Genomic DNA, 13,756 nt, shown 5'->3' on the forward strand with positions numbered 1-13,756 from the left:
CCAGGCCGCCCGGCAACGGAAGAGCCGTCCTGATCAGTGGGAACAAGCGGCTCCGCAAACGGAGCGACGGGAGTTTAATCATCCCTATGACGACGCAGTCCGAGGTCGACGAAGTTCGGCTGATTGAAGCGCAGGCCGTTCCGACGCGGTTCGCCCGCGGCTGGCACTGCCTGGGCCTGACTCGGGGTTTCGGTGATGGGAAGCCGCACGCCGTCAACGCCTTCGGACAAAAGCTCGTTGTCTTCCGCAGCGCGAACGGCACCATCAACGTCCTTGACGCCTTCTGCCGGCACATGGGCGGTGATCTCTCGCAGGGCGAAATCAAGGGCGACGAGATCGCCTGCCCGTTCCACGACTGGCGCTGGGGCGGTGACGGGCGGTGCAAGCAGGTGCCCTACAGCCGGCGGACGCCGAAGTTGGCGCGCACCGCGGCGTGGACCACGCTGCAGCAGGACGGGATGTTGTTCGTGTGGAACGACCCGGAACGAAAACCGCCGCCCGCGGAGGTCACGATCCCGCGCATCGAGGGTGCCACCAGCGACGAGTGGACCGACTGGCACTGGTACACCACTGTCGTGCACAGCAACTGTCGCGAGATCATCGACAACGTGGTGGACATGGCCCACTTCTTCTACATCCACGGCTCGTTGCCCACCTATTTCAAGAACATCTTCGAGGGGCAGGTGGCCACCCAGTACATGAACGGCGGGAGCCGACCCGACATCGGTAGCCCCGAGGGGACCACGATGCTGGGGACCACGTCGGTGGCGTCCTACTATGGGCCGTCGTTCATGATCGACGACTTGACCTACCACTACACCGACGGCGACGCCAAGACGATCCTGATCAACTGCCACTATCCGATCGACTCGAATTCCTTTGTGCTGCAATACGGCATCATCGTCAAGAAGTCGGACAAGTTGCCTGGCGATGAGGCGCTGAAGACCGCGATCAGCCTGGGCGACTTCGTCAAGATCGGGTTCGAGCAGGACGTGCAGATCTGGCGGCACAAAGCGCGCATCGACAACCCGCTTCTGGTCGAGGAGGACGGGCCGGTCTACCAGTTACGTCGCTGGTATCAGCAGTTCTACGTCGACGCCGCCGACGTCCAACCGGACATGGTGGACCGCTTCGAGTTCGAGCTCGACACCACCCGGCCCTACGAGGCGTGGATGAAAGAGGTCGAGGCCAACATGGCCGCGCAGGGTGCCGGTTAGTGTGATGCCGCTCGATTCGCCTGTCCGGCAGGACAATCGCCTCGACGAGATGCCGATGTGCCCCGTTTGGTGCCGGAGGTGCGGCGCGCAGGTACTGGCTCGCAAAAGTAGCTGGAATCAGACCAGCGTGCAGTGGAACGCCGATGCGACGGCCCGGTGCGTCGAGCGGGCCGAAGCACAGAGGATTTCCACGCCCGGCGGTCGCGGCGTGTTCCTGGCGTGTTCGGCGTTGCAGGGGTCGATGCTCGAGGCCGTACGGCGTGGCGGTTTGGCGATCGTCGACGAAACTGTTTGACCCTTATTCCGCCGGCCGTCGAATTATGGTGGCGGTGAAGGAGTTTCCGTGCAGACAGGTCGACGTTCGGCGGTGAGGTGGTCCGTCATGCGAGCTGGAATGCGCTGATGGGCGCCTCTTCGGGGTAGACGGCGGGGCCGCCCAAGTCATAGCCGGCGTTGAGCGCGCCGATGAACGCCGGGTCGTGCAATGGCTCACTGGGAATGTCGAGCTTGATGCCCCTGCCGTTGAGGTCGTCGACCATGATGTCGATGGCCTTCTCGATCGTCAGGTCGTGCGAGCCCTCCATGTTCTTCTTCAGCTCGTCATGGTCGGTGAACACCTCTGCGGACCAGTGCACCAGGAACCGCAGTTGGCCGGTGGGGTGGCGGGCGATCACCTCGTCGCCGTTCTTGAGCAACCATTGATGCCGATCACCGGGGTCACCGGAAAAGACGGTGTCGAACGACAATCCGGCCGGAACTTGTTGTTCGAGTGGTCCGTTCGCTTCGCCGCGATGCACCATCATTTCGTTCTGCACCACCACGCCACGGTTGTTGATCGGCGGCAACACGCGTTTGGGGGCCTTGAGCGGCCCGTCGGGCCAGTAGGTGAATCCGCTCCCGGGATCGAGCGAGAACCAAGTGATCACCTGCGCCATCTTGATCAGGTACTCGCCGAACAGGCCGGACTTGCCCATCACGCTGGTGAGCCAGGTCGGCGCGTTCTCATGACGCACGCCGCGAAAGCTCGGCGAGTCCAGATGTCCCGGGTCGCGGTTGGCACAGGGCCCGTTGATGTTGAAGAGCATCAGCTGCGGCTTGGCGTACTGGGCGTTCCAGTAGCTTTTAGCCATCTCGAGGAACCGCGCGTTGTAAAAGCAGTCGTACAGCTCGGGGTAGAGCACCGCACCGTAATTGGCGAGGTAGCCGCGGAAGGTCGGGGTCAGGAACAGGTCGAGCGATGGGGTGAAGCCTTCTGGGAAAAGGCCGCTCATGGTGGCGATCAGCTCATCGGGTGACGCGAAGTGTTGCGCGATGATCAACCGCCACGGCCCTTCGGTGCGTACCACGTCGAGCAGGCGTTCGCGCTGATCGTCGGTATAGACGTTGTCGATCTCGCGCGGCGGCGCGGCCGGCCGTAACACGTCGGAAAGCTCCATCCGCCGGTCGTCGGTGAGCATCAGCTGTCTCCTCTGGAAGTTCGTGGTCTGATTGTGGGCGGCGTGGTGGCGATGCGCGCGGCGGTGACCCGGTCACCGGGACGTCAAAACTTCGACCGGATGGCCGAACTTGGCCCGTAGTAGCGCGCCGATCTCGGCGATGGCCAGCCGGCCCCGCGCCGTGGCATCGGAACGCATCAGAAATCCGTGGCACATCCCGGGATAACGGGTCAGGGTGGTCTGCACGCCGGCGTCCCGCAGCCGATTCGCATACCGCTCACCCCAATCCCGGATCGGGTCGCACTCCGCGGTGACGACGATGGCCGGAGGGAGCCCGGCGAGCTCGGATGCGTATGCGGGAACCAGGTATGGGCTGCTGGGCGCACCCGCATCCCCGTCGACCAGGGAGTGCATGTAGTCGATGTCATCGCGGGTGAGCATCGGGGCGTCGGCCAAGGAGGTGACGGACGGAGCCGTCATGTCGCGGTCCAGGCCTGGATAAAGCAGCACCTGCGTTCGGATCGGCGGCCCGCCGCGATCACGGGCGGCGAGCGCGACGCCGGCCGCCAGTGCGCCACCGGCGCTGTCGCCGATCACCCCGAGTCTTTCGGGGTCGACCCGGAGATGGCGGGCGTTCCGTGACACCCATTGCGTCGCGGCGTACGCATCGTCGAACTGCGCGGGCGGCGGCCACTCCGGGGCCAGGCGGTAGTCGACCGCTACGACGGTGGCCGCCGACGCCGCAGCCAGCTCACGGGCCAGGGGCTCGAACGAGCGGTTCGACCCCATCACGAGCCCGCCGCCGTGCAAATACACCAGCACGGGTCCGGCGCTCCCGGTGTCGGGACGGTAGACCCGTGCCGGGAGGTCGCCGGCGGGACCGGGAATGGCTTCTTCCGTGACGGCGGCCATCTCGGCCATCGACTCGGGCGGTGGCGCGGATTCGAGCGCGGCGCGCACCGCCGCGAGCCCGCGCTGGCGCATCGGTGGGATGTCACCGAACGAAGCGATGCGAGCGGCGGCATCGGGGTCCAGTCCGCAGGTCCCCGCCTCAGAGCTGGTCGGCACCGAACCGGCGTTCCGTGCGCAGTGCCGGGGGTCGTTGCGTGGCAAGCACTTCCGCGCGCTCCGCCATCGCCGCCCCGACTTGGGGATGGGTGAGCAGGTAGAATCGGTCCTCGGCGGCCTGTTGGAACAGCGTCTCGGCGGCCGCCAATGGGTCCATCCCCACCGCTTTGATGTCCAGCATGGCCGCGCGATGCGTCTCGGCGGCGCCGACATCGGCGGCCTCCGTGGCATCGACGCCGCCCGCGGATTCGAAGATGTTCGACACCACCGGTCCGGGCAACACCGCCTGCACATGTATGTGGTGGTCGTGTCCCGCCAATTGAACCTCGGTGCAGAGGCATTCGGTCATCGAGAGCACGGCGTGCTTGCTCACGATGTAAGGCGTCTGCAACGGCATTGCCACGACGGCGCCGACCGACGCAACGTTCCACACCCACGCCTGCTCGTCGACGGACATCATTTTCGGCAGAAATGCCCGCACGCCGTAGAAGACTCCGCTGATGTTGACGTCGACGACGCGCTGCCAACTCGTCACCGGCGTGTCCCACAGATAGCCGAACTGTTCGATCCCCGCGTTGTTCACCAGCAGCCGCACCGCGCCGAAATCCCGATAAACCCGGTCCGCGAGGTCCTGCACCGCCTCGGGATCACGCACGTCGCAGACGATGTCGACGGCCGTGCCGCCGGCCGCGCGCAGTTCGCCGCGCAGCGCTGCGATCCCGTCGGCGTCGATGTCGGCGAGCACCACGGTCATGCCCAACCGGTGGGCGTGCCGCGCCAAACCGGCACCGATCCCTGATCCAGCCCCGGTGATGACGGCGACGCCGCCGGAGAATGCGTCGCCGGCGGTCATGACGGTGCGGTGCTGTCGGCATGCAGGTCGGCCAGCAGGACCGAGTTCGTCGCATCCAGAACCACGTCCATCTCCGTGAATTGCAGTCCGTCTGCGCCGCGCCGCACGCCGACGTTGACGACCCCGCTGGACACCGCGAACGGCACGAAGTTGGCGATCTGGTTGACGAGGATGTAGAACCGCGCCCGGGTGATCGCACCGTCGGTCCCGGTGCGGTGGATGTTGGTGGCGTGGTGTCGCAGTGGGTACGGGCTCTGCTTGCGGTGCTCGGACAGCCAGTCCATCACCGCATCGCGGCCGTTGAGTTCGGGCGACATCAGTTCCTCGAAAGGGCTTGCGCCCGAATCGCTTCTAGTCACGTAGCGCACGTCATGGGCGTATCTAACCGCAAGCTCGTCGTAGTGGGCCTCGTCGTAGTGGTACCAGAACTCGCCGATGAACTCCTGCAGTTCCGACAGCGTGACGTCGTTGTTCATGGCATCGAATCAAACCCCATTGTGACCGCGGCGGCACCGCGACCGCCCGATCAGTGGAACACCGTCCGTGTCACTCGGTAATGAGGCTCCACAAGCCCCCGGCGCTCGCGTGCATTGCGGCGTCGGTGACGACGTCGTCCCAGTAACGCATCGAACCGAACTCCGATCGCCACGCGAGCGCAGCCCTGGTGAATTCATGCAGGCGGTGCTCACGGGTGGTGCCGATGGCGCCGTGCACTTGGTGGGCGTTTCTGACCACCACGGATGCCGCGTAGCCCGCACACGAACGCGCCGCGGCCACAAGGAATTCCAGCGTCGGGCTCGACCACTCCGCCGTGACGCCGGCCGTCAACGCCGCCTCGGTTGCGGCCCTGGCGAGCGCGGCCTCGGCGGCAATGTCGGAGACCAGGTGCTGAACGCCCTGGAATTTCGACAGCGGGCGCCCGAACTGGGTTCGCGAGCTGACGTGCTCGATGCACAGCTGCAGTATCTCGTCGAGGGCGGCGCACACCTGGATCGCCCGCACCAACCCTGACTTCAGCCGCAGCTGGCGCAGAAGGGTCGGGCCGATTGTTTTTCCCTGTAAGCCGGAGAGCTCGGCAGCCACGGTGTCGCGTGGCTCACCGATCAGATTGACGCCGGGGGTGATGCTGAGCCTTTCGGGGGCAACGTCGGTGACGCGATATTGTCCGTCGGCGCGCCATACGACCACTACCCGTTCGGCCATGCTCGCCCACGGCACCTCCGTCGCGACGCCGTGCGTGTCGACGACGCAGACCGTCCGCGCCGCGCCGTCGGCGGCCGACCCGTTGGCCTCCAGGAGCCAGCATGCCAACAAGTCGTGCTCCGCCAGTGGGATCCGGATACCGCTGCGCACCGACGCCTTCAGGAGTTCGGCCGCCTCGTACCACCCGGCCCCGCTGCCGCCGTGCTCGACCGCACCGGTGAGGCGCAGAAGACCGAGTTCGGCGAGCTGGCGCCACAGATCAGAGCCCCGCTCGACGAGCGTTGCGCCCGCGAGCTTTTCGCGGTGACCGGCAAAGACGGCACCCATCATGTCGGCCAACGCTTCGTCGACGGACGGCCGGGCGCTCACCGCAGCCCCAATCCGCGGGCGATGACTCCGCGAAGCACCTCGTTGGTGCCGCCGCGCAGGGTAAACCCGGGCCGCTGGTCCACGGCGGCACGCACCAAGTCCGCGAAGATCCGATCGGGGGAGTCCTGCAGGTCGGCAAACTCGGCGATGTCGCCTTCGGTGCTGGTGCCGAGCACCTTTACCAGGGCGGCGGGGATGTCGGCCGGCTCGCGCCGTTCCAACGCGCCGGCCACCGCGGTGGACATGTGGTGCAGGCCGGTGACCCGCGCAACGAGCCTCCCCAGATCCGCGTTGCGGGGAATGGCGTTCGCCGCCATCCGGTCGGCGCAGGCGGCCAGCAGGACGAAGGTCGACAGGTACCGCTCGGGTCCGCTGCGCTCGAAGCTCAGCTCGGAAGTCACCTGCCGCCAGCCGTCGCCGATTGCGCCGAACACCATGTCGTCGGGGACGAACGCCTCATCGAGTATCACCTCGTTGAAGTGGTGGGCGCCGTTCATCGAGACGATCGGGCGCACTTCGACGCCGGGCCCGCGCAGGTCGACGATGAATTGGCTCAACCCGGCATGCCGGTGCTCTGGATCCGGTGGCGTTGTGCGGGCGAGCACGATGAACGCGTGCGCGAGGTGTGCGCCCGACGTCCAAACCTTGGTGCCGGTCAGCGACCAGCCTCCGTCGACGCGCCGCGCCCTGGTGCGCACGCCGGCCAGGTCGGAGCCGGACTCCGGTTCGCTCATGCCGATCGCGAAGAAGCACTCGCCGCGCACGATCCGCGGCAGGAAACTCAGCTTTTGCGACTCCGTGCCGTATTTCAGCAACGACGGCACGATCTGCCGGTCGGCGATCCAGTGCGCGGCGACGGGGGCGCCGGCGGCGAGCAACTCCTCGGTGACGGCGAACCGCTCCAGGAACGAACGCCCGTGGCCGCCGTATTCGACGGGCACCGTCATTCCCAACCAGCCGCGCGCCGCGAGCGCGGCGGTGAAGTTCTCGTCCCATCCCGACAGCCAGGCGTCCACCGACGGGGTGAACGCCCCGGCCGCCCGCTGGTCGTCGAGGAACTGCCGCACCTCGTCGCGAAGGCCCTGCGTCGACACCGGGTCGATCGAGTTAGGGGGCACCAACCGGGTGAACGCCATCACCGTATCTTCCACCCTGTGCGTTTCACCGCTCAGCTGATCCCGAGCTGAATCGCTCGCGCAGCATCCGTTTCAACAGCTTGCCGCTGGGGTTCTTCGGTAGCGAATCGACGAAGAAAATTCGCTTGGGCGTCTTGAACCCCGCCAGGTGCGCGCGGCAGTGCGCGAGTATGTCGCCCTCGGCGAGGTTGACGCCGTCGCGCAGCACCACCGCGGCGACGACGGCCTCGACCCAAACGGGGTGGGCCAGCCCGAACACGGCGGCTTCTTCGACGCCGCTGTGGCGGTAGATGACTTCTTCGACTTCCCGGCTTGCGACGTTTTCCCCGCCGGTCTTGATCATGTCCTTCTTGCGGTCCACGACATGCAGCAGCCCGTTCTCGTCGTAGTAGCCGAGGTCGCCGGAGTGGAACCAGCCGCCCCGGAAGGCCTCGGCTGTCTTCTGCGGGTCGTCCAGGTAGCCCAGCATCAAATGCGGGCTGCGGTGGGCGATTTCACCGACGACGCCCGCGGCAAGCGGGGCGCCGTTGTCATCCAGGATCGCCGTCTCCACGTTGGCGACCGGACGCCCCGCCGAACCTGCGTGTGCGTCCTGTTCGTCGGGGGCGAGCGCGGAGGCCAGCGGCGCCATTTCGGTCTGGCCGTAGAAGTTCCACAACCTCAGGCGCGGCAGGCGCTCCCGAATCTCGCTGAGGATCTCAACCGGCATCGCCGAGGCGCCGTAATACCCTTTGCGCAGGCTGGACAGGTCGACGGTGTCGAAGACGGGTGATCGCAGCAACGAGATCCAGACCGTCGGTGGGGCGAAATAGTTGGTGACGGCGTAGCGCTCGATAGTGCGCAGGACGAGTTCGGGATCCGGCCGCGGCAGGATGATGCTGGTGGCGCCGAGATAGACATCGGTGGCCAGGAAGTTGTCGAGCTGTGCGCAGTGGTAGAGCGGCAGGGAATGGATCTCGACATCGTCGGCGGACTTGTCGCCGGCCAGGATCGTGCTGATGTAGTTCCACATCAGGCTTCGGCTGGTGTGCATGGCGCCCTTGGGTCGCGATTCGGTGCCGCTGGTGTACATCAGGCGCACCAGTTGGTCGTCGTCGATGTGGGGGCGTGGGGCCGTCGAGGTGGTGCTCAGCCACTCGGCGAAGTCGGGCCAGCCACGCGCGGCGGACTGCCCGGGCGGCAACAGCACCGCCTTCGTAGCCACCGATCCACCCAGTCGCATGGCCCGGTCAGCGGTGGGGGTCAAGGCCGCTTCGACGATGAATCCTCGTGCGCCACTATGGCCGAGGATGTAGGAGACCTCCTCGGCGGTGAGCATGAAGTTGACCGGGACGAGGACAACCCCCGCCCGCGCGGTGGCGAATACCAGTACGGCGTATTGCCAGCAGTTGTGGGACAAGAGCGCCAGCCGGTCGCCGGCTCTGAAACCGTTGTCGGCCAAGGCCGCGGCCGCACGGTCCACCAGGTTCTCGAGCTCGGCGAAACTCAGCACGACGTCACCGTCGACAATCGCGATCTTGTCCGGGTGCCTGCGCGCCGGCCGGCGGGGGATATCGCCGAGCGCGTGGCTGCGCGCGCGCGTGATGGTGACGTCAAGGTCGCCCGACTGCATGCGCGCCACCGTAGGCGCCGATACTCGACGGCTTGTCGCCGGTGTCCCGCTGAGTAGACAAGGGCCGCCCGGTAGCGGTGGGCGGCGGCGATACTCGGCGTCATGAGCACTGGCGCAACCGCGAGGGCCGACCGCACCGGGCGGGTGGGCGATGATCGCGACGAACTGCGGGCCAACCTGGCCCGGGCCGACCCCGGCGTGCTCGTCGCGGTGCTGGCGCAACTCACCGGTGACGCCGGGGTGGTCGACCGCTTCGCGCCGAAGATCACCCACGTGCCCGACCCGCCGGAGCAGGCGGGCGCTACCGATCCGGTGACGAGGGCGGCCATCGTCGAGGCCGTGGTCAGCGCGCTGCAGATACCCCGGTCTCGTCACGCCGCCCGTGCCGACGACCCCGACCTGTTCGCGCGCATCGCGCCGGTCGCACTCGGCGGGACGATCGACCCCGAGTACATCCCGCTGCTGTTGGAGCAGGGCGGATTCCAGCCGCCGCAGCCGGTGTTGCCACGCACCGCGAAGCTCCCCGACGACTTCCGGGTGGCGATCATCGGCGCCGGTATCGCGGGATTGACCGCCGCATTGGAGTTGGCCGACGCCGGCGTGGACTACCAGATCTTCGACCGTCACGACGAGGTAGGCGGGACCTGGTACACCACAACCTATCCCGGAATCGGTGTGGACACCCCTTCGGCGTATTACTCGTTGTCGCGCGACATCAACGGCGACTGGTCGAGTTATTACCCGATGGGGGCGGAGTATCAGTCCTATCTCGTGTCGGTGGCCGACAAATACGAACTGCGGCAACGCACCCGCTTCGGTACCGAAGTCGAAGCCCTCCGCTGGGACGACGAGCGCCGTCAGTGGCAGATCCGTGCGCTGGGCCCCGGCGGCGCCCGTGAGATCAGTTACGCCAATGTGGTGATCCCGGCCGCCGGCTACCTGAACCGGCCCCGCTGGCCGCAACTGGATGGACGGGGGACTTTCTCGGGAGTCGAAGTCCATTCGGCGCGGTGGGACCCTGGTCTGGATCTGACCGGCAAGCGGGTCGCCATCATCGGTGCGGGGTGCACAGCGGTGCAGATCGTCGACGCGTGCGTCGACCAGGTGTCGCACCTGACGGTGTTCCAGCGCCAGCCGCACTGGGTGGCGCCGCGGCGGCGGCTCACCGATGACGTGCCCGACTATCAGCGATGGCTGGGTACCCGATTACCGTTCTACGCCAATTGGATTCGGCTCAAATCCTATTGGGGAACCGCCGACAACAACTACCCGGTGATCTTGTACGACGCCGAATGGGCGCGTGGCCATCTGTCCATTTCGCCGGCCAACGACGCGCTGCTGCAGATGTGCCTGAAGTACATCGACGACGTCTTCGGCGCCGGCAGCGAACTGGCGCGGAAGGTCACGCCGGACTTCGCGCCGTACGGCAAGCGGATCATCCGCGATCCCGGCGGATACTATGCGGCGCTGGCCCGCGAGCACGTCGACGTCGAACCGAGCGAGCCGGCCCGAGTCAACGAGGCGGGCATCGTGACGTCCGACGGCCGGCAGATCGACCTGGACGTCATCGTCTACGCGACCGGTTACCATCTGGATTTCCTGTCGACCATGGACATTCAAGGGCGAGACGGCAAGAAGCTGGCCGACGAGTGGGGCAACCGACCGCGGGCGTACCGCGGTGGGACCGTCCCCGGGTTCCCGAACTTGTTCATCTCGTCGGCGCCCAATTACAGCCCGGGACACGGCGCGGGCCACAATTTCGGCGTCGAGGTGATGGTGCACTACGTCATGGAATGCCTGCAGCTCATGGCGCTGCGAGCGGCGTCGACGATCGAAGTCACGCAGCGCGCATACGACGACTACGTCGCCGACATCGACGCGACCATGCAGGGCACGGTGTGGTGCCACACCCCGTCCGCGCACACGTACTACCGTTCGGGCGGCGGACGGATCGTGACGGCCTTCCCATACAGGCTGCTCGACGTATGGCGTGATCACCGTGCACCGGTCGAGGGCGATTTCGAGTTGCGATGAGCGAGTTGCTCTCCGGGAGGACGGCTTTGGTCACCGGCAGCAGCCGCGGGATCGGCCGGGCGATCGCCCGGCGCTTGGCTGCGGAAGGCGCCACCGTGGCAGTCACGGCCCGCTCGCACGCCGCGTCGGCGTCCGTCCGCGGCGGGGCGGCCAGCACGCTTCCCGGCACCGTCGGCGAGACGGTCGGGTTGATCGAGGCCGCCGGCGGGCAGGCATTCGCCGTCGCGGCGGATCTCGAGGATGCCGCGCAGCGCGACGGGCTGATCGACGCGGTGCTCGATCGCACCGGCCGCATCGACATCCTGGTCAACAACGCGGGTTTCGCGGACTACTCCCTGGTCCAGGACATGAGCCTGGATACGTTCGACCGCACGGTGGAACACTACCTGCGCACGCCGTTCGTCTTGACGAAAGCGGCTGTGGCGCAGATGCGCAAGCAGGGAGCGGGCTGGATCGTCAACATCGGCTCGGTGACCGGGGTCGCACCGGTACGGCCGTATCGCGACTACAACAAGACCGCGGGCGACGTGATCTACGCGTCCTGCAAGGCCGCGCTGCATCGCTTCACCCAGGGCGTCGCCGCCGAATTACTCGATGCCAACATCGCGGTGAACTGCGTAGGCCCGTCGACGGCCGTTCGCACTCCCGGTGCGGCCCAGCTCATTCCGAATGGCTTCCCGACCGAGCCGGTGGAATACCTCGCCGAGACTGTGCTGGCGATGTGTCACCTGCCCGCCGCTGAGCGCACCGGGCTCGTCGCGTTCAGCCTGCACTTTCCGTGGTCGCAGCACCTACCGGTGCACAGCCTGGATGGAACCGCGGTACTGCCGCCGCTGCCGCCACCTCCGACGGCCAACCCTAATATCCGGGACGCGGGGCTTTAGCTCGCCGCGTCCACGACGCCCGCCCGTCAGCCGAGAACCGGGTCGTGGCAGGCGCAGAAGCTGTGGCAGACGCGGTCGTGGATGATGACGTCGGGACACTCCGGGTCGAACCAGCGGTCCACGACGGCCCAGTGGATCGGATGCATCAAATAGGGTCCCAGCAGTCCGTCGACGTCGGAGAACTCTTGCTCGAACACATGGGTCCAGGCGGAGGTGCCGACGCCCTCGGAGACCCGGCTCAGTTGCCATGCGCGGATGGACGAGACATAGCGCGCCATCGATGACAGTTCGTGCTCGAAACGTGCGACTGTGTCCGGCGCGGCCTGGGGTGCAACGCGAAGCAACAGCGTCCGGTACACCGTGCCCCTCGGCTCGCCGGATCCGACGGGCCGACCCGAGTAGTTCGCGCCGTTGACGCGGGTAACCGCCGAGTCGGACATCAAGGCATCGAAGATCGGTGCCGCACAGTCCCATTGGGCAGGTGTGCCGAACCGCAGGTGGACCAGGACGTCACCGCCGTTGCGCGCGCCCGGCAGCGTCGGCGCCACCACCCACCGCACAGCGCCGCTGTCGGCCGCGGCGGCACGCATCTCGTCGAGCAGTCGGTCGCGGTCGTCCTCGACGATGTCGAGCAACCTTGTGACGCTATACATCGCAGAGATCGTCGACATCATCGGCGCTCGCCGCGAAGGAGCGCGACCGCTCCTGCACGAACTCGCCGATCCGCGACCACCATTGGCCGAGGGCCGGGTCCGGCCTGCCCTTCCACGTCATCTCCCACCACGCCCGCACGTCGGGCAGCGTCCAGGTGATCGTCACGGTGTTGGTGTCGTCATCGAACCAGATCGGCGGGCTGACCAGAACATCGCGCAACGTCATCCCGCGCTCCCGCGCGCCAGGGGCGTACTCGGCGAGGTAGGCGTCGACGAACCGCCGGGCGCAGCCGGGCCGGGTAACCACCCGGTCGATCACGAAGACGTGGCCGTCCGACATGTGCACGCGTTCACGCGTACTGAAGGGCGGGACGCGACGGCGGACCTGCGGGACGCAGCGGGCGCAGCGGCTGCAGGGTTGGAGCGACGCGCTGCGGGCCGTCCTCGACGTTGCGCCAGATGCCCATCGCGGTCATCCGCACCGGGGCCGTCAACCGCTGGTCGAACGTCATGCGGTTCATCGGACCGCACACCGACACCGCGGCTACCGCCTCGCCCGGCGCCCCGATCGGCGCCGCGACGCAACCGAATCCGAGCAGCGACTCCTCGCGCTCGAAGGCGACGCCATGCGCGCGCACCTTTGCCAGTTCAACGGCCAACTGGGCGCCGCTGGAGATCGAGTATCTCGTCTTCCGAACCCGCAGATCGATGTCGGCATCCTCATCGCGATAGGCGAGGATCGCCTTGCCGACCGCGGTGCAGTGGGCGGGTTGGCGACCGCCCACCCGGGTGGGAATTCTCTGGTCGCCGATCTTGTCCAGGTACACAACGTCCGGGCCCTCAAGCACGGCCAGGTGCACGACAAGGCCCGTGGCGCGGTGCAATTCACCCAGCAACGGGCCGGCCGCCCGCACCAGCCGGTCCTGATGCACGGCGAGCGATCCTAGTTCGACGAGGCGCATCCCCAACTCGTAATCGCGGCCGCTGCGGCGCAGCCAGCGCAGCTGCACCAGGCGTTCGAGCATCCGATGCGCCGACGAGCGCGGCAGGCCGGTACGCCTGACGATCTGCGCCAAGGTGAGCCGCCCCGGACCCTCGAAGGCGTCGAGAACCAGCGATATGCGGTCGATGACGGCCGTGGGGGTGGCGGGTTCAGCGATACCTGACATCGATTCTCCAAATGTGCCTGACCGATATATTCCTATTAGGAATATATTCCTAGCACACTGGTGTGGCGGTTGTCACGCATAACGGACCCGGGCTTGGCGGCTCTGTGGTTGCGGCGATGAAG

General features: G+C 66.9%; 14 protein-coding genes. 4 read left to right on the plus strand and 10 right to left on the minus strand.

Going from position 1 to position 13,756, the window contains the following annotated elements:
- Nucleotides 1–86: 86 nt before the first annotated feature.
- Both A5756_RS15240 and A5756_RS15245 read left to right on the plus strand, forming a co-directional pair.
- Complete coding sequence (locus A5756_RS15240) at nucleotides 87–1,217, plus strand: Rieske 2Fe-2S domain-containing protein (RefSeq protein WP_066953668.1); 1,131 nt, start codon at nucleotides 87–89, stop codon at nucleotides 1,215–1,217.
- A 4-nt stretch (nucleotides 1,218–1,221) separates the two neighbouring features.
- Entirely contained in the window at nucleotides 1,222–1,512 is a 291-nt protein-coding gene (locus tag A5756_RS15245) for a ferredoxin (protein ID WP_066953938.1), read from the plus strand.
- A gap of 85 nt (nucleotides 1,513–1,597) precedes the next feature.
- On the opposite strand, the gene A5756_RS15250 is transcribed toward A5756_RS15245, so the two are convergent.
- From A5756_RS15250 to A5756_RS15280, 7 genes are all read right to left on the minus strand, one after another.
- Complete coding sequence (locus tag A5756_RS15250) at nucleotides 1,598–2,674, minus strand: hypothetical protein (RefSeq protein WP_066953670.1); 1,077 nt, start codon at nucleotides 2,672–2,674, stop codon at nucleotides 1,598–1,600.
- A gap of 72 nt (nucleotides 2,675–2,746) precedes the next feature.
- Nucleotides 2,747–3,637 carry an alpha/beta hydrolase gene (locus A5756_RS15255; protein WP_082948211.1) on the minus strand — a complete coding sequence of 297 codons (891 nt, stop codon included), beginning with the start codon at nucleotides 3,635–3,637 and terminating at the stop codon, nucleotides 2,747–2,749.
- Nucleotides 3,638–3,704: 67 nt separating this feature from the next.
- Nucleotides 3,705–4,574, minus strand: coding sequence for an SDR family NAD(P)-dependent oxidoreductase (locus A5756_RS15260; RefSeq protein WP_066953672.1), 870 nt, complete (start codon nucleotides 4,572–4,574; stop codon nucleotides 3,705–3,707).
- Nucleotides 4,571–5,050, minus strand: a complete 480-nt coding sequence (locus tag A5756_RS15265) for a nuclear transport factor 2 family protein (protein WP_066953673.1) — start codon at nucleotides 5,048–5,050, stop codon at nucleotides 4,571–4,573. Before A5756_RS15265 ends, A5756_RS15260 begins: the two co-directional genes overlap by 4 nt.
- A 70-nt stretch (nucleotides 5,051–5,120) precedes the next feature.
- Nucleotides 5,121–6,146: an acyl-CoA dehydrogenase family protein gene (locus A5756_RS15270; RefSeq protein WP_066953674.1), complete on the minus strand. Its 1,026-nt coding sequence runs from the start codon at nucleotides 6,144–6,146 to the stop codon at nucleotides 5,121–5,123.
- Nucleotides 6,143–7,282, minus strand: a complete 1,140-nt coding sequence (locus A5756_RS15275; protein ID WP_066953944.1) for an acyl-CoA dehydrogenase family protein — start codon at nucleotides 7,280–7,282, stop codon at nucleotides 6,143–6,145. The genes A5756_RS15270 and A5756_RS15275 overlap by 4 nt, the downstream gene beginning before the upstream one ends.
- 25 nt (nucleotides 7,283–7,307) lie before the next feature.
- Nucleotides 7,308–8,894, minus strand: a complete 1,587-nt coding sequence (locus tag A5756_RS15280) for an acyl-CoA synthetase (protein ID WP_066953675.1) — start codon at nucleotides 8,892–8,894, stop codon at nucleotides 7,308–7,310.
- A 102-nt stretch (nucleotides 8,895–8,996) separates the two neighbouring features.
- Between A5756_RS15280 and A5756_RS15285 the strand changes: the two genes are divergently transcribed.
- Nucleotides 8,997–10,928 (plus strand): NAD(P)/FAD-dependent oxidoreductase, encoded by a 1,932-nt coding sequence (locus A5756_RS15285; RefSeq protein ID WP_066953676.1) that lies wholly within the window; start codon nucleotides 8,997–8,999, stop codon nucleotides 10,926–10,928.
- Nucleotides 10,925–11,812 carry an SDR family NAD(P)-dependent oxidoreductase gene (locus tag A5756_RS15290; protein WP_066953677.1) on the plus strand — a complete coding sequence of 296 codons (888 nt, stop codon included), beginning with the start codon at nucleotides 10,925–10,927 and terminating at the stop codon, nucleotides 11,810–11,812. Before A5756_RS15285 ends, A5756_RS15290 begins: the two co-directional genes overlap by 4 nt.
- A gap of 26 nt (nucleotides 11,813–11,838) precedes the next feature.
- On the opposite strand, the gene A5756_RS15295 is transcribed toward A5756_RS15290, so the two are convergent.
- Genes A5756_RS15295 through A5756_RS15305 form a run of 3 tightly spaced genes read right to left on the minus strand, consistent with a single transcriptional unit; the run spans nucleotide 11,839 to nucleotide 13,625 of the window.
- A complete protein-coding gene (locus A5756_RS15295; protein WP_066953678.1) occupies nucleotides 11,839–12,465 on the minus strand; it encodes a Dabb family protein in 627 nt (208 codons plus the stop codon).
- On the minus strand, nucleotides 12,458–12,805 hold the full coding sequence (locus A5756_RS15300) for a hypothetical protein (protein ID WP_066953684.1): 348 nt from the start codon (nucleotides 12,803–12,805) through the stop codon (nucleotides 12,458–12,460). Before A5756_RS15300 ends, A5756_RS15295 begins: the two co-directional genes overlap by 8 nt.
- A 10-nt stretch (nucleotides 12,806–12,815) precedes the next feature.
- A complete protein-coding gene (locus A5756_RS15305; RefSeq protein ID WP_156659559.1) occupies nucleotides 12,816–13,625 on the minus strand; it encodes an IclR family transcriptional regulator in 810 nt (269 codons plus the stop codon).
- Nucleotides 13,626–13,756: the final 131 nt, after the last annotated feature.

Origin of the sequence: Mycobacterium sp. 852002-53434_SCH5985345 (assembly GCF_001667155.1) — a bacterium.
In the GTDB taxonomy this organism is placed as follows: Bacteria; Actinomycetota; Actinomycetes; order Mycobacteriales; family Mycobacteriaceae; genus Mycobacterium.